The sequence below is a fragment of the Sphingomonas sp. P4_D12 genome, assembly GCF_056401895.1.
Genome location: NZ_JBFUIL010000004.1, coordinates 23,060 through 40,147 on the forward strand (window position 1 = coordinate 23,060; position 17,088 = coordinate 40,147).

At 64.9% G+C, this 17,088-nt stretch carries 9 protein-coding genes; 5 read left to right on the forward strand and 4 right to left on the reverse strand.

From position 1 onward, the window contains the following. Both AC1DSD_RS08470 and AC1DSD_RS08475 read right to left on the reverse strand, forming a co-directional pair. Positions 1 to 954, reverse strand: coding sequence for a ribokinase (locus tag AC1DSD_RS08470; protein WP_478029566.1), 954 nt, complete (start codon positions 952 to 954; stop codon positions 1 to 3). A 13-nt stretch (positions 955 to 967) separates the two neighbouring features. Next, positions 968 to 3,208: a TonB-dependent receptor gene (locus AC1DSD_RS08475; protein ID WP_478029568.1), complete on the reverse strand. Its 2,241-nt coding sequence runs from the start codon at positions 3,206 to 3,208 to the stop codon at positions 968 to 970. Positions 3,209 to 3,450: 242 nt separating this feature from the next. Here AC1DSD_RS08475 and AC1DSD_RS08480 point away from each other — a divergent pair, with 242 nt between their 5' ends. Genes AC1DSD_RS08480 through AC1DSD_RS08490 form a run of 3 tightly spaced genes read left to right on the forward strand, consistent with a single transcriptional unit; the run spans position 3,451 to position 7,585 of the window. Further along, complete coding sequence (locus AC1DSD_RS08480) at positions 3,451 to 4,284, forward strand: HpcH/HpaI aldolase/citrate lyase family protein (protein WP_478029569.1); 834 nt, start codon at positions 3,451 to 3,453, stop codon at positions 4,282 to 4,284. Then, the gene (locus tag AC1DSD_RS08485) at positions 4,284 to 6,686 is read left to right on the forward strand and encodes a sodium:solute symporter family transporter (protein ID WP_478029570.1); all 2,403 of its coding nucleotides are present in this window, start codon (positions 4,284 to 4,286) and stop codon (positions 6,684 to 6,686) included. The genes AC1DSD_RS08480 and AC1DSD_RS08485 overlap by 1 nt, the downstream gene beginning before the upstream one ends. A 32-nt stretch (positions 6,687 to 6,718) precedes the next feature. Further along, the gene (locus tag AC1DSD_RS08490) at positions 6,719 to 7,585 is read left to right on the forward strand and encodes a LysR family transcriptional regulator (RefSeq protein WP_478029571.1); all 867 of its coding nucleotides are present in this window, start codon (positions 6,719 to 6,721) and stop codon (positions 7,583 to 7,585) included. On the opposite strand, the gene AC1DSD_RS08495 is transcribed toward AC1DSD_RS08490, so the two are convergent. After that, complete coding sequence (locus AC1DSD_RS08495; protein WP_478029572.1) at positions 7,545 to 8,564, reverse strand: LacI family DNA-binding transcriptional regulator; 1,020 nt, start codon at positions 8,562 to 8,564, stop codon at positions 7,545 to 7,547. The two genes, AC1DSD_RS08490 and AC1DSD_RS08495, sit on opposite strands and share 41 nt — an antisense overlap. Positions 8,565 to 8,690: 126 nt before the next feature. Then, entirely contained in the window at positions 8,691 to 11,177 is a 2,487-nt protein-coding gene (locus AC1DSD_RS08500) for a glycoside hydrolase family 3 protein (protein ID WP_478029574.1), read from the reverse strand. A 267-nt stretch (positions 11,178 to 11,444) separates the two neighbouring features. Here AC1DSD_RS08500 and AC1DSD_RS08505 point away from each other — a divergent pair, with 267 nt between their 5' ends. Both AC1DSD_RS08505 and AC1DSD_RS08510 read left to right on the forward strand, forming a co-directional pair. Then, a complete protein-coding gene (locus AC1DSD_RS08505; protein WP_478029575.1) occupies positions 11,445 to 13,700 on the forward strand; it encodes a beta-glucosidase in 2,256 nt (751 codons plus the stop codon). Positions 13,701 to 13,844: 144 nt separating this feature from the next. After that, a complete protein-coding gene (locus tag AC1DSD_RS08510; RefSeq protein ID WP_478029576.1) occupies positions 13,845 to 17,033 on the forward strand; it encodes a TonB-dependent receptor in 3,189 nt (1,062 codons plus the stop codon). Positions 17,034 to 17,088: the final 55 nt, after the last annotated feature.

The following is a 17,088-nucleotide window of genomic DNA, read 5'->3' on the forward strand; positions in this document are numbered from 1 at the left end:
TCAATTCGCTGCCGGGACCAGGCCACAATAAGCGGCGAGGTCGTCCTGACCATGCTGACGCGCAGTGGCGATGAACGCATCCAGTTCGGCGTGCGACGGGATGCTCGATTGCGCGCCCGCTTTGGTGGTGGCGAGCGCGCCGGCCGCCGCGGCGCGGGCCAAAGCGGCCGGCACGTCGAGACCGTCCGCAAGGCCCGCGGCGAGCACGCCGCAAAAGGTGTCGCCGGCAGCGGTGGTATCGACCGGCGTGACGGCGAAGGCTGGCTGGAGCGCGTAATGCTCGCCGATGCGTGCGCAGGCGCCGCGGCCGCCCAGCGTCACCACCGTGGTGGCGACCCCGGTGCGCGCTAGCCGCTCGGCGATCGATCCTTCGGCACCGACCAGCGCGCCAAGCTCGTCCTCGTTTACGACCAGCAAGTCGACTGCCGCGAGCAGGGCGGAGGGCAAGGCGCGTGCCGGCGCCGCGTTGAGGAGTACCTTGATCCCGCGATCGCGCGCGGCGCGAGCGAAAGCCGCAACCGTGTCGAGCGGCGTTTCGAGCTGCATCACCAGCCACGCGACACCGTCGAGATCGGGCAGATCGTCCGGGCCGAGATCCATATTGGCGCCGGGCGCGACGGTGATCGCATTCTCGCCCTCGTCGGACACGGTGATCAGGGCCGCCCCGGTCGATCGCGACGAGCGCCGGACGTCGAGCTCGACGCCAGCGCTGGTCAACGAACTCGCGATCAACCGCGCGAGATCGTCATCGCCGAGCGCCGCCACCATCCTCGTGCCGACGCCGCCGGCGCGGGCAGCGGCGACCGCCTGATTGGCGCCCTTGCCGCCGGGGAAGATCGCGAGGTCGCCGCCGAGCATTGTCTCGCCGGCCGCGGGAATGCGGGCGGCTCGGACGACGAAATCGGCATTGGCGGAGCCGGCGATCAGCACCGACGGTTTGGAGCGATCGCCCACGGCCCTTCTCGCCTCAGAAATTGCGGCTGAACGTCAACGACACCGTCCGTCCGCGGCCCGCGAAATAATTCTGATAGATATCGATCTGCGACGAGCTCAGGAAATAGAATTTGTTGAACAGATTCTCGACGCCGAGCGAGAAGGTGCCGACCTGATCGACGCGATAATTGGCCGTGGCGTCGAACAAAGTATAGCCCTTGGTATGCTCGTTGATCGTGTTGAGATCGCGGCTGAAGAGGTGACTGGCGCCGAACGAGACCGATCCTTGTGGGTTGAATTGCCACGAAATCTGGCCGTTGAGCTTGTCGGGGGCGATGTTGATGATGCCCAATTGGACGTCAAGCGGCGAGGTGATGCCATTGGCCTTGGTGGTCTTGCCGATGACGTGGCTGAACAAGGCATTCAACCGCAGGGTCGAGGTCGGCCGGAACTCGGCGGTGACGTCGATGCCGTAGATCTTGATCGGCTTGCGGTTGAGGACATAATCCTTGGTCACCGGATCGACCGACAGGCTGGAGCCAAGGGCCGACTTGGACTGGTAATAGGACAGGCCGAAACTGCCCTGCTTGCCGCGCCAGTTGAAGCCCACTTCCTTGTTCTTGAAGATCACCGCCTCGAGGTCGAGCAACCCTTCGACCGACTTGCCCGGGACGTTCACGTTGCGCAGCGGAATGCCGAAATTGGGCAAGGTGAAGCCCTCGCCATAAGTGGCATAGACCGAGAAGCCGCTGCCCAGCCGGCCGATCGCGCCGGCGTTGAACAGATCGTTCTTGTACTTGAGCGTGCCGCCCTTCACGAACACGCTGTTGCGATAGGCGGTGGTGGTATAGTCGTCGACCTTCACCCGGCCGTCCTCATGGCGCATACCGCCGCTCAGCGTGATCGGGCCGATCTCATATTCGAGCTGAACATAGGGGCCGAAGCTGGTGTAGTTCATCGGCGGCACCCAGACGCGGTTGGTCACCGCGAGATATTGCTGGGTCTGGTCGTGGACCAGGTCGACGCCGAACCGCAGTTCGAGCCCCTTCAGCAGGAAATCGGGGTGCGTGTACGAGGTGCGCAGGCCGTATTTCTTCGAGAGAATCTCGGACTGATCGTAAAGCTTGCCAGTCGGATCGATCTTCGGATCCTGCTTGTCGATCGCGTTGTCGCCGGGGAAACGCATCTCCTGCTTGGCATAATAAGCGGTCGCGACCAGGCTGCCGCCGACCAGATCCTTGTTGGTGTAATTGACCGCATATTGCTGGAAGCGGTTGAAGTCGGGCTTGAACAGCAATTGGCCGGTGAGCGGATCGACCGGCGGACCCGGCTCGGCCGTGTCGGGAATGCCCGTGGTCTGGTCCTTGCCCGCCGGGGGGCGGACGCCGGCGACATAATGATAATCGCCATTGGCGGTGAGCTTGAAATAGCTCGCCTCGGCCTCGAGCCGCTGCGAATCGTTGGCGCCGAAATCCTTGCCGACCTTGAGGAAGAAATCGATCTGCTTCGAATCGGCCAGCGAGCTCGACGCGCTGAGGCCAATACGGCGGCCTTTGGCGTCATAGGTGATGCCGCGGCTGAGATAGGAAGCGGCGGCGAAGATATCGATGGCGTCGGATTTGTGCGCGATCGTCGCGCCGACCTTCCACACCGAGCTGTCGTCGTCGAACTGGGTGCCGAAGCGGCCGGAGACGCCGAAATGCGTGCCGGGTTCGGTCGCGCGCTTGGAGATATAGTTGATGATGCCGCCGGCGGCGCCGATCCCTTCGGCCGCCGAGGCGCCGCCGATCACTTCGATCCGCTCGATCGTCGCCATGTCGGTGAAGGTCGCGTTGCGGCTGCCGTCGCGCAGCGGCGTCGACTGCGGAATGCCGTCGAACATGTAGAGCGCGGTGCGGCCGCGCATCGTCTCGCCCAGCGTGTTCATCGTCTGGTTCGATTCGGAATAGCCGGGCACCGAGCGGGCCAGGATGGCGGTGGCGTCCTCGGTGATCGTCAGCGACCGTTTCACTTCGGCCGAGGTGATGACGGTGACCGCACCGGCGATCTTGTCGACCGCCTTGGGCGAGCGGCTGCCGGTGACGACGATCTCGCCGCGGTCCTCCGCGCTGTCCTGCTGGTTGCTGGAGCTGGTCTGGCCGTCGAGGGGCGCAGCCGCACTCGCGGTCTGCGGTTCGGTCGCGGCGGCGGGATCGGGACCGGCCTGGGCAAAGGCCGGCAAAGCGACGCTCGACAGCAGAGCGGCGGCAAGCGTCAGACGCGCATGATTGTTCATTGGAAATCCTCCCCGGCGTATTTTTTCAGCAGCCTAAAGCGAGGCCGAGGCACGCAAAAGCGGCAGACTGCTGCGTTCACACCCAAGATTTTCTGTGGTTCTCCGACCCAAGCCTGGCTACGGTTCGGCTCGGTGAGACGACAGTTTTCCTGTGCTGTGAACGCAGCAACTATGCGCTTTTCCCGCGCTACAGACCGATCGACCGCATCGCGCAAGGTGCGGCGACATGGGAGGGAGCTGCGATGCGCAGCAAGTTGTTCGTGCCGTGCTCGCGACCCGAATTCTTCGCCAAGGCCTTGGCGAGCGATGCCGACGCGCTGTCGTTCGATCTCGAAGATGCCGTGCCCGATGGCGACAAGGCGGCGGCACGCTCGCGGCTGGCCGAATGGTTGCGGTCGGACGCTGTCCTCTCATCGGCCAAGCGGATGATCGTCCGGATCAACGCGCTCGAAAGCCCGTTTTTCGCGGACGACCTGGCCGCGCTGGCCGGCCTCCGCGTCGACTGCGTCAACCTCCCCAAGGCGGGCTCGCCGGCCGCGGTGCGGATGGTCGCCGTGCAAATGGAATCGGCCGGCATCGCCGCCGGTTTGCTGGTCAATATCGAGACCCCGCGCGGGATTTCCCAAGCCGCCGGAATCGCCGGCGCGCATCCGCGGGTGATCGGGCTGCAGGTCGGGCTCAACGATCTTTTCGCGTCGCTCGGCGTGGACCGGCACGACCTTCGCCACGTCCATGCCGCGTTGTGGTCGATCCGGCTCGCGGCAGGTGAGCACGGGCGGCTCGCCTTTGACGGGGCGTGGCCCGATCTTGCCGATGACGAGGGGTTCCGCGCCGAGGCCGAGCTCGCGCGCAGCCTCGGCTATCCCGGCAAAAGCTGTATCCATCCGCGCCAGGTGGCGATCGCCAATGAGGTGTTCGACCAAGGCGGCGACGTGGCGCGCGCTCGGCGCCTGTTGGCGGCGGCGGCGGAGGCCCGCGCGCGCGGCCATGGCGCATTCCTGTTCGACGGCGCGATGGCCGATGCCCCCGCGGTCGCCGCGGCACGCGAAACGCTTCGCCGTGCGGGCGACGCCTGATGCGCGCGCTGCTCAAGCTGTTGCTGGCCGCCTGCCTGCTGATCGGAGTCGCAGGACCGGCTTTTGCCGAGCCGCCGATGTCGACGGTCGCGACACGGTTGCCGACGCTGCCGAGTTCTGGACCGGTCCTGCTCGCGGCGATCGATGGTCGTCCGGTAGCGATCGATATGGGCGGCAAGCGCGCATTCGTGCTGGGGCCGCGAGGTTGGTCGGCGGTATATGCGGGGCACATAGACTTTGGGCGTCTGCTGACAGTCATAAGCGACGGCCGCCGTACGTTGCTCATCGGACGCGGCGATGACGGAGGGGCTCAGCTGGTCGCCGGGCTCCATTTTTCGGGCGGTGACCTCAGGCTGCGCATCCTGCCGCCATTGCCGATGTCGCTCACGTCCGCCACTGCCGCTTTCGAACCCGACGCCGTATTGGTGGCCGGAACGGATGCCCGCGGCGCGGCGCATCTTCTTCGCCTCGACTGGACCACGGCGGACGCCTGGAAGCCTCTCGACGCCTGGCCGGGCGGCGGCGTGCCCGCCGCGCTCGCGGCACAGAATGGCGGCATCTTCGTCACCCTCGCGAGCGGCCAGCAATGGCGCTGGATACGGCTCAAGGGCTGGAGCGCGGGCGCGCCGGCGCCCGGCGCGATCGTTCCCGGCTCGGCGCGCGCGATCGGTCAGGCCTATCTGCTCTATCTGATCGGCGGCGCGAACGGCGCGGGCCTCTACAGCTACAGCGCGATCACCGACGCCTGGTCACCTCTGGGGTCGGTGCTGTCGCACCCGCCAGTCGCTGCCGTCAGCCAGGGCGACGGCATTCTGTCGGCTTGGCGCGACGGCAAGGGCCTCGCTTTCTCGGCGCTGACGCTCAAGTCTGCGCGCCAGTCGATCGCGCCGATCGATATGGCGATCATCGGCGTCTATCTGTTCGGCATGCTCGGCATCGGGCTGACCTTCTACCGGCGCGCCAAGCAGGGTTCATCGAGCGAGTTCTTCCTCGGCTCACGCACCATTCCGTTCTGGGCCGCCGGGATCAGCATGTTCGCCGGTTCGATCAGCTCGATCAGCTATCTCGCGGTCCCGGCCAAGGCGTTCGAGACCGACTGGGAATATATCATGTCGAAGATGACGACGGTGTTCGGACTGATGTTCGTCGCCGTCTTCGTCGTGCCGATCTTCCGCCGCCTGAACCTGGTGTCGGTGTTCAACTATCTCGAACAGCGCTTTCACCCCGCGATCCGCATGCTGTCGAGCGCGCTGTGGATCATGATGCAGATCGGCGGCCGGATGGGGATCGTGCTGTTTCTGCCGGCGATGGCGATCGGCACGATCACCGACACCAACATCGTCGCGTGCATCGTCGTCGTCGGTCTGTTCACCATCGTCTATACCGCGCTCGGCGGGATGCGCGCAGTGGTGTGGACCGATGTGTTCCAGGTGCTGGTGCTGACCTGCGGCGCGCTGTTCGCGATCGGCTTCATCGTCTGGCAGATCGGCTTCGGGACGATCGTCGACACCGCGGCGGCGTTCGACAAGACCAGGATGCTGAACTTTAGCTTCGACGTCACCCAGCCGACGGTCTGGGCGTTCACCATCCTTGTCCTGTTCGACGTCGTGCTGACCTTCCCCAAGGATCAGGTGCTGATGCAGCGCGTGCTGGCGACCCCATCGGAAAAGGCCGCGGGACGCTCGGTCTGGCTGTTCGCGGCGGTGCTGCTGCCCAGTGCATTCATGTTCTACATGATCGGCACGGTGCTGTTCGCTTATTACCGGGTGCATCCGGGGCAGCTCAATCCGCTGCTGCCGATCGACACGGTGTTCCCCTCGTTCATCGGCACCGAGCTGCCGCATGGTGTGGTCGGGCTGATCATCGCCGGCCTGATCGCGGCGGCGATGGGGACGCTGTCGGGCATCATCAACAGCGTCGCGACCTTGCTGTCGGTCGATTTCTACGATCGGCTGATCCCCGGGCGCAGCCAGCGCCAGATCGTCCGCTTCGCCGAGATCACCAGCGTCGGCGTCGGCCTGGTCGGGATCGCCATCGCGATCATCCTCTCACGGCTCGACATCCACTCGCTGCTCGATCTGACCATCGAATTGTTCGGCCTGTTCGGCGGTAGCTGTGCGGGCGCCTATACGCTCGGCCTGTTCACCCGGCGCGCCAATTGGCAAGGCGTCGCGATCGGCATCGTGCTGGCGTCGATCATCACCCTCGTCGTGTGGATTTTCGGCCTCGTCCACCCCTATCTCTATCTCGCGCTGGCAATCGCCTCGTCGATCGCGATCGGCTATGTCGCCAGCTTCTTGTTCCCGCCGCCCAGCCATTCGCTCGAGGGCCTGACGATCTTCACGCCGCGTCGCGGCAAGGCGCCATCGGAGGAGTCCCCACTATCGACACCGGCTTCCTGAGGACGTTCGTCACGGTCGTCGATCAGGGATCGATGGCCGCCGCGGCGCGCGTGCTCAACATCAGCGCGTCGGCGGTCGCCCAGCAACTCCACGCGCTCGAACGAGAGATGGGCGCGCCCTTGCTGCTCCGCGTCGGCCGAACGATGCGGATGACCGAACAGGGCGCGCGCGTCCTGGCGCCCGCGCGCAAGCTGCTGCGCGACGCAACCGATCTGCGTGGCATCGCGCAGGAAGGCGAAGTGACCGGCGAATTGTGGCTCGGCGCCTGCACTACGCCGCTGACCGGCCTGCTGCCCGACATCCTGGCGGCGGTGAGCAAGACCTTTCCCCAGGTCAACATCCACATCCAGTCGGGCAATTCGGCACAGCTCTTCGTCGATGTCGAAGCGGGCAAGCTCGACGCGGCTCTGGTACTCGAGGCGCCCTATCCGCTGCCCAAGACCTGCGACTGGCTGTTGTTGCGCGAGGAGCCGTTGATCGTGCTGGCGCCGCGCGCGCTGGCCGACCGCGATCCGCTCGACCTGCTGCGCGAGGAACCGCTGATCCGCTACGACCGCAATCAATGGGGCGGTCGATCGGCGGAGGTCTATCTGAACGAACTCGGCATCGTCCCGCGCGAGCGGTTCGAGCTCAATGCCTTGAATGCGATCGCGATGATGGTCGATCGCGGACTGGGCGTGTCGATCGTTCCCGATTGGACCCCACCCTGGCCCGAGGGGATCGACATCGTTCGCCTGCAGCTACCGGAGCGGCGGATTGGGCGGCGTATCGGTATCGTGTGGTCGCGCTCCAGCGTGCGGATGCGGCTGGTGACGGTATTGCTGCAGGAAAGCGCGCGCCTGTCAGCCGCGCAGAAACCTAATGCCGCGGAATCGCCGCGAGGCTCCCGCGTTCGATGAACTCATAGGGCAGTTCGACACAGACGCTCCCGTCGCGGGTCTGCTGTCCCGGCCCGATCAGCAGGTCGATCGCCGCCGCCGCCATTTCCGGATTAGGCTGGCGCACGGTGCTGAGCTGTGGCCAGGCCATACGCGACACCGGCGCATCGTCGAACCCGACGATCGACAAGGCAGTGGGGACCGCGATCTGATGGCGCATGGCGACGACCAAAGCGGCCAGCGCCATCTCGTCATTGCTGGCGAAGATCGCGGTCGGCCGTTCGCCCTCGCCCAGGATCGCCTCCGCCGCGATCAGTCCGCTGCGAAAGGTGAAGTCGCCCTGCAGCACGCGTTTCGGCGGGATCGATATGCCGGCGGCGGCAATGGCGTCGCAAAACCCTTCCCACCGTCGCACGGTCGCGCTGTGGGTGGGATTGCCCTTGATGAAGCCGATGTCGCGATGGCCGAGCGCGATCAACTTCTCGGTCACCTCGCGCGCCGCGGCGCGGTCGTCCATCCGGACTTGCGGCGTGCGGTCGAGTGCGTCGCCGGGCGCGATCCGGACGATCGGCACTTCGTTCGCCTCGAGCATGTCGATCAGGTCCGGCCAGTCACAGATCGGCGGGGTGAGCACCGCGCCGGCCAGCTTTACTGTCCGCAAGGTAGCATCGAGCCGCGCCATCCAATCGGGCTGGACGCGGTCGACCTGTTCGATCAGCAAGTGATGACTGAGCGCACGGCAGCGGATGAGCGCGCCGCGCTGCAGGTCGGCGGCATAGACCGAGGCGGGATCGTCGAAGAACATCCCGATCAGGAAAGACTTGGCGCTCGACAGGCCGCGCGCGAACGCATTGGGCCGATAATCGAGTTCCGCCACCACTCGCATGACCTGTTCGCGCACTTCGGGGCGGACATGGACTTCATCGTTGATGACGCGCGACACCGTCTTGGGCGACACGCCCGCGCGTTCCGCGACGTCCTTGATGGTGACCGTCTTCATGCCATGCAAATATCCGCCAACTGATCCGTTGGTGAGGCGGTGCGATAATACCAATTGGCGTGGAAGCAAGGTGGTGACGTCATGAGGGCGATTCCGCCCGTCTCACGTTACCCGCAATGGTGACGCTCAGCGGCAATCGACCACCCCTTCCGGCGGTGAGGCGAAGCGGATGGCGGAGATGGTCAGGTCGAGCCGGCCTGCCGTGGTCAGCGTGAGCGGCTGAGTAACGCGGTCGAGCGGTGTGCCGACAAGGCAGCGCAGCGGCACGGCCATCTGGCCCCATTGCTTGCCGGTCGCCAGCGCCGTCAGCCGCGTGGTCACGTCCCTGCCGCCCAGCAGGACCGGGGCGGTCGGTGCCTCGTCGACCTTGAGGTCGATGACCAATGCGACGTCGCCATTGGCCTCGCGCGTCAAATCGACCGGCTCACCGACCAAAGCCGCCGTCGCGCTCGCTTTGCCGGTCCAGGCGATCCTGATCGAATCTTCCTGCGCGCCACGATCGGCCGATCGCGCCGATATCAGCGCCGGATCCGGATCGGCCGTGAGCGCGCTGCCGGCACCGAACAGGAAGTGTCGGCCATTGGTCGGCTTGCCGCGCGCGAACAGGATGTTGCGGTCGCCCTTCAGCGTGCCGCGACCTTCCGGCAGCGGGGCGAGATCGCCTTTGTCGCGCGTGCTGAGGCCGAAGCCATAAGCGAAGAGCGGATCGTATCCGGGATCGCCGACATTGAGCGGCGCCTGATCGGGGCGCTTGGGCCAGCTATAGGGCAGCTTTCCCCGGAAATCGGCCTTGCCGAACAGCAGGTCGGCGACGCCTTCTCCTTCCGATCCCGGCAGCCAAGCGGCGACGAACGCGTCGGATGCGTTGAGATACGGGTTCACCCAGAGCGGGCGCCCCGACAGGAACACCGCGACCACCGGCACGCCCGCCGCCTTCAACCGCTTCATCGTCGCCAGATTGTCGATCGTGGCGGGGTCGTCGAACGCCACGTCGCTGCGGTCGCCCTGGAATTCGGCATAGGGATTTTCGCCGAAAACGACGATCGCGGCATCCGGCTTGGTCGCGAACTGCCCGTCGACCGACAGGCTGACCTTGCCGCCGGCGGCCTTGACCTCATTCTCGATGCCGCGCCAGATCGAGGTGGCCTTGGGGAAATCGCTGGGGAGGGTGCCCGTCCCCTGCCATGACAATGTCCAGCCGCCGGCCTGCTTCGCGACATTATCAGCACCGTCTCCGGCGACGAGAATAGTGGCGCCGGCCTTCAGCGGCAGCAGCGAGCCCGCATTCTTCAGCAGCACCAAAGATTCGCGCACGGCCTGACGCGCGACCGCGCGGTGATCGGGCGAGCCGAGCTGGTCATATTGGCCGGCATAAGGGCGTTCGGACGGCCGTTTCGCCTCGAAGATGCCGGCGCGGAACTTGACCCGCAGGATGCGGCGAACGGCGTCGTCCAGCCGGCTCATCGGGATCGTTCCCGCTTTCACCTCGCGCAGGGTCGATTCCCAGATGCCTTTCCAGCTGTCCGGCGCCATGTAGAGGTCGAGCCCGGCCAGCATCGCCTGCGGGCAGTCGGACGCGGTGCATCCTTCGACCTGGGCATGGGCGTTCCAATCGCTGACCAGGAAACCGTCGAAATTCCAGCGATCCTTGACGACGCCGGTCAACAGGCTGTGGTTGCCGGTCATCTTGCGGCCGTTCCAGCTCGAAAAGCTGATCATGATCGACTGCACGCCGGCCTTGATCGCGGCCTCATAGGGCGGCGCGAACAGGTCGCGGAGCTGCGCTTCCGACACCTGAGCGTCGCCCTGGTCCTTGCCGTCTTTGGTACCGCCGTCGCCGAGGAAATGTTTGGCGGTGGCGATGACGTGCGGGCCCTTCAGCCAGTCCGTGGAGCCGATCTTGCCCTGCAGCCCTTTGACCAGCGGGCCGGCATAGCTGGCGGCGATCTCGGGGACTTCGCCGAACCCTTCATAGCTGCGGCCCCAGCGGTCGTCGCGGACCACGGCGATGGTCGGCGCAAAGGTCCAATCGATGCCGGTCACGCGCATCTCGATCGCGGTCACTTCACCGATCCGCCGCATCAGCGCAGGATCGCGCATCGCGCCGAGCCCGACATTGTGCGGGAACAGCGTCGCGCCGACGATGTTCGAATGACCGTGCACCGCGTCGATCCCCCAGATCGCCGGGATGCGTGGCAATTTGGGATCGTCGCCGGTCGACGCGTCCCAAAAGGCATCGGCGAGCGCGAGCCAGTCCTTGGCGGGCGCATTGTATTTGCCGCCCGGGTCCGAGTTGCCGCCGTTGAACACCGATCCGAGATGATATTTGCGGACATCGTCGGGTTTGATCGAGGCGATGTCGCCCTGCACGATCTGGCCGACCTTCTGCTCGAGCGACATGCGCGCGATCAACTGGGTGATCTTGTCTTCGATGACCGGATCTTCGCGCACCGGCGATTTGATCGCGGGCCAGGTCGCCGGGTTCGCGACGCTGGAGGCGGCAGCGGAGGGGGCGTCGGCGCGCACGGAGGATGCCGTCTGTCCCGACGCCGGCGCCCCAACTGCCAAAGCGGCCATGGCAAAGCCGGCCAACGGCGCTCCCCTACGAATCATCTCCACCCCTTATCGTTCTGCAGGCGTCGCTCGCCGAAACTCGTTGACATCGATGTCGGTCTTGGCGATCTACGTCAAGCATTTCGGAAAAACCGAAAGAGGGGAGAGGGATGATGATCGCCGCGCGAGCCCTGCCGTCCGACGCTTTTGCCTCCCCTATTTTTCCGATTCTCGAATCCTCCCCCGCCGTGCCTCGCGCCGGCGGGCTAGCGGCCGCCGCAAGCKGCGGCGGCCGCTTTTTTTGCCACATGGATTGAGGAATCCGCGATGAAGTCTCGTCTGTTTGGCGCCTTGATCTGCATCGGTTGCGTCAGTCTGCCGGCCGCGCTCGCTGCGCGCGATGCCGGGCAGAAGCCCAGCGCGGGTGCAACGAATCGCATCGGAGAACCCTGGCGCAACAAGAGCTTGTCGGCCGCGGCGCGCGCCGCGGCGTTGGTCAAGGCGATGACGCTTCAGGAGAAGCTGACCTATATCCACGGACTGTTCCCCAACAAGATCGATCCCCGCCCCGCCGACATGGTTCCCTCGGCCGGCTATGTGCCCGGCGTGCCGCGGCTCGGCATCCCGACCTTGCGAGAGAGCGATGCCAGCCTGGGCGTCGCCAACCAGATGAACCTGCGCACCGACGACGTCGCGACGGCACTGCCCTCGGGCCTCGCCACCGCGGCCACCTTCGATCCCAAGCTGGCTTATGCCGGCGGCGCGATGGCCGGGGCGGAAGCGCGCGCCAAGACCTTCAACGTCCTGCTCGCCGGCGGGGTCAATTTGACGCGCGACGGCTGGAACGGGCGCAATTTCGAGTATCTTGGGGAAGACCCGCTGCTCGCCGGCACGCTCGTCGCCGCTGCGATACGCGGCGTCGAATCGAACCATATCGTCTCGACCGTCAAGCATTTCGCGCTCAACGCGCAGGAGACCGGGCGCACCATCCTCAACGCGCGGATCGACGAAGCGGCGTTGCGCGAGAGCGACCTGCTCGCGTTCGAGATCGCGGTGAAGGACGGCCGGCCCGGCTCGGTGATGTGCGCCTATAACAAGGTCAATGGCGACTGGGCGTGCGAGAACCGCTTCTTGCTGACCAAGGTATTGCGCGACGACTGGAAATATCCCGGCTGGGTGATGTCCGACTGGGGCGGAGTCCATTCGACGGTCAAGGCGGCGATGGCGGGTCTCGACCAGGAATCGGGCCAGGAACTCGACAAGGAAATCTATTTCGGCGCGCCGTTCGCCGCCGCGGTCGCGAACGGCACGATCCCAGTGGCGCGGCTGGACGAGATGGTGCGTCGCATCCTGACCGGGGTGATCGCCAGTGGCCTTTATGACGATCCATCGCCGGCGGCGGTGCAACCTATTGATTATGCGGCACATGCGGATGTGGCGCAGCGCGTGGCCGAAGCATCGATGGTCCTGCTCAAGAACCGGGGCAATGTCCTGCCGCTGGCCAAGCGCGCGCAGAAGATCGTGCTGATCGGCGGCCATGCCGATGTCGGCGTGCTGTCGGGCGGCGGGTCGAGCCAGGTGCGTTCGGTCGGCGGCGTGCCGATCGAGATTCCGCTGACATCGGGCGCGGCGATGTCGTTCGTGCGCGTGACCTATCACAATTCCTCGCCGCTCAAGGCGATCCAGGCGCTCGCGCCGGGCGCGCGGATTTCCTATGTCGACGGCAAGGATCCGGCGGCCGCGGCAGCGGCGGCGCGCGACGCCGACATCGCGATCGTCTTCGCCACGCAATGGTCGACCGAGGCCGAGGATAATCGCGACATCGCGCTGCCCGACAATCAGGATGCGCTGATCGACGCGGTCGCCGCGGCCCAGGCGAAGACGGTCGTCGTGCTCGAGACCGGCGGCCCGGTGCTGATGCCGTGGATCGATCGCGTGCCGGCAGTGGTCGAGGCCTGGTATCCCGGCCAGCGCGGCGGCGAAGCGATCGCGCGCATCCTGTTCGGCGATGTCGACGCGACCGGGCGCTTGCCGATGACCTTTCCGCGCACGTCTGCGCAGCTGCCGCGCTCCGGGCCTATCGGCTTGGAAAGCCTGAAGAACGACGCCGCGAGCAACGCCGGTTCGGGGACCGCCGAGCCGGTCGCATCGTTCGATGTCGATTATAAGGAAGGCGCCAATGTCGGTTACCGCTGGTATGCGGCGCAGAACAGCCAGCCGCTATTCGCGTTCGGCTATGGCCTCAATTATGCCAGGGTGAGTTATGCCAAGGCCCGCTTCACCGGCGGAGCCAAGCCCGGCGTGACGGTTGCGATCACCAATCAAAGCGACCGCGCGACCGTCGCCGTGCCCCAGCTCTACGTGACTTTGCCCGATGGTAGTCCGTTGAGACTCGCCGGATGGAGCCGGGAAGCGCTGGCGCCGCACGAGACGCGAACCGTGACGATATCGGCCGATCCGCGCGCGCTGACGCGCTGGCAAGCCGGCCGGTGGCGGCAGGCCGCGGGCAGCTACAAACTGACCTTGGCAACCGACGCCGCGCACCCGCTGCAATCGGCCAGTGTTGCCCTGGCGCAACGCTAAACCGAACGATCCGAAATGGGCTTTGTCCGATATTGACATCGATGTCGGACGCGATACGAAGACAGTCGAGGCGAGACCACATCGCTTAACATCAAAATCGTGTCGGCATGGGAAGATGCCGACCAGGTAGGGAGGATCCGGGGCATGAGGACATTGAGAATTTCTGCGTCTGCGCTGGCACTTGCGGTCGGGCTAGCAGCGCCGGGCGTGGCTGCGGCTCAGGCTCAACCGCAAACGGCTGCGCCCGACGCGGCGCCGCCGGCACCGGCCGACGATCAGGCCGCATCGAGCGGTGACATCGTCGTCACCGGCGTCCGCGCCTCGCTCGAACGCTCGATCGCGATCAAGCGCAATTCCAACGGTATCGTCGACGCCATCTCGGCCGAGGATATCGGCAAATTCCCCAACACCAACCTGGCCGAATCGCTCCAGCGCATCACCGGCGTGTCGATCGACCGCGTCAACGGCGAAGGCTCGACCGTCACCGTCCGTGGGTTCGGCGCACAGTACAACCTCGTCACCTTGAACGGGCGCCAGCTCGCCACGTCGAATATCGTCTCGGTGGGCGGCGATCAGAACGGCGATGGCGCGGGCGGCTTCGGCCGGTCGTTCGATTTCGCGAACCTCGCCGCGGAAGGGGTCAAGACGCTCGAAGTCTACAAGACCGGCCGCGCCGCGATTCCGTCGGGCGGCATCGGTGCCGCGATCAACGTCGTTACCCGACGCCCGCTCGATGCGCGGGAAAGTGGGTTCACCGGCACGATCGGCGCGAAGGCCAGTTACGATACCAGTGCCGACGACTGCATCAGCTGCGGCAGCCATGTGACGCCGGAAGTTTCCGGCCTGCTCAGCTGGAGCGACAAGGATCAGAAGGTCGGCGTCTCGCTGTTCGGCAGCTACCAGAAGCGCAACTTCAGCGTCCCCACAGTCGCGAGCAACGACTGGAATATTCGCACTCTGTCGGATTTCCTCAATCCGGCCAATGGTTTCGTTAACGCCGCGACCAAGCTCAACAACGTGCCGGGCAATGCCAATGTCCTGGTTTCGGTGCCTGATGACAGCCGCTACCATTTCTCCGAGGACAGCCGTGAGCGGCTGAACGGTCAGGCGATGCTGCAATTCCGGCCGACCGACGGGCTGACCATCACTGCTGACGGTATGTATGCGCAGCTCCGGGCGTCCGAGCGCCGTTCGACCCAGTCCAACTGGTTCAACCGGCCATTCGACGAGGTGACGTTCGACGACGCGTCCAACGGCATCGCCACGACCTCCTACCTTCACGAAACCATCAACGGCGTGAAGGATGAGGCGTTCGAGCAGGCCTATCGCGCACAGAAGAACCGTTTGTGGGATGTCGGTCTGAATATCGATTGGCAGGCGACCGATCGGTTGAAGTTCGTGCTCGACGGGCATCTCGGCAAGGCCGAAAGCCTGCCGGACAACCCCAATGGCCAGACCTCGACCACGGTCGCGTTCAATATGCCGGTGGTGACCTCGCACTCGCTCACCACCACTCCGGGCGGCTTCCCGCAGCAGACGTTGACCTTCAACGACTGCACGCCGAGCGTCACCCCCAACGGCACGCCGTTCATCAAGGGCAATTGCAATAACAAGCTCGATGCAGGCGATCTGTCCGGCGCGATTCAGCGCCAATTCGCCTCGACCCAATCGCAGCGCATCAAGGAACTGCGCCTCGACGGCACCTGGGATCTGGGCGGTGGCAGCAAGTTCGACTTCGGCGGCGGCTATCGCACCACCAACACGCTGCAGACGCAGTATAATACGCGTCAGGTTCTCGGCGACTGGGGCAACTCACTGCCGCCCGAGATCAATGCCGTGGCGCCCGGGCAGGTCTTCCAGTTCTGCACCGCCTGCCAATTCACCCACAACAATCCGAACGCCGACGCCAATACGCTGGTGGCGTGGCGCACCGAGGACGCGACCAAGCTCTATAATACGCTGTATCAGCATTATATCGGCATCACGAACGATGGCGTGAACCACCAGAACAATATCGACACCAACAGCTTCAACCGTGTCAAGGAGAGCATCTGGTCGGTTTATGGCCAGATCACCTGGAACGGCACGATCGGCAACATGCAGGCGCAGCTCGTCGCCGGTGCCCGGTTCGAGAGCACTAAGGTCACGGCCCAGTCGCTGCAACCCGTTCCGCTCGCAATCGTCTGGCAGGCGGACAACGACTTCAACATCCTCAACTCGACCGATCGTCAGGCGCTGACGTCGAAGGGCTCCTACAACAATCTGCTGCCGTCGATGGATTTCTCGATCGGCTTTACCGACAAGCTGAAGGGGCGCTTCTCTTACTCGAAGACGATCGCGCGCGCTCCCTATGGCAGCTTGTTCGCCTCGACCACTGTCGGCGCGCCGCCGCGTCCGACCGCGATCGGCGGCACTGCGACCGGTTTTGCCAACAATACCGATCTCAATCCGCTCGACTCGGATAATTTCGACGTCTCGCTTGAATGGTATCCGAACAAGGACAGCTATTTCTCGGTCGGCTTCTTCGACAAGCGCGTCCACAACTTCATCGGCAACACGTTGGTCAATCGCAACCTGTTCGGCTTGCGGGATCCCACATCGGCTGCTGCGGGCACGCGCTCGGGCATAGCCAAGGACCAGCTGACTGCGTTACAGGCCGGCATCACCGACGTGAACCTGTTTACCTATACCGCTTTGCTGCAGCAGAATAACGGCAACGTGGCGGCGGCGAATGCAGCGTTCCAGGCGAACTATCACAATGGTGCACTCGATCAGGGCTTCGTCGACTCGACGCTGGCCGCGGTCGACATTATCGCCAACTCCAGTGACCCGTTGTTCAACTTCTCGGTCAACACGCCGATCAACAACAAGGACGCGGAGATTTACGGCGTCGAGATCGCTGGCCAGTATTTCTTCGGCCGGACCGGTTTCGGCCTTGCCGCCAGCTACACGCTGGTGCGCGGCGATGTCGGAATCGACGTGGCGGCCAATCCCAATGTCGACCAGTTCGCGCTGGTCGGTCTGTCGGACACCGCCAACGTTACCTTGATCTATGAGAAATACGGGATCTCGGCACGTCTGGCCTATAACTGGCGCGCCAAGTTCCTGAGCCAGCTCAACCGCGACTCTTATCACAACCCGGTGTACACCGCGCCTTATGGCCAGCTCGACCTCAACCTCAGCTATGACATCACCAAGAACATCGCGGTAAGCTTCGAAGGCATCAACCTTACCGAGGAAGGTGTCCGGACCTATGGTCGCGATCCGAGCAACACCTGGTATCTGGCCGAAGGGTCGGCCCGCTATCTGGTCGGTGCGCGCTTCAAGTTCTGAACAGCCATCACATGCTGGAAATGGGGAAGGCCGCTGCACAAGCGGCCTTCTTCGT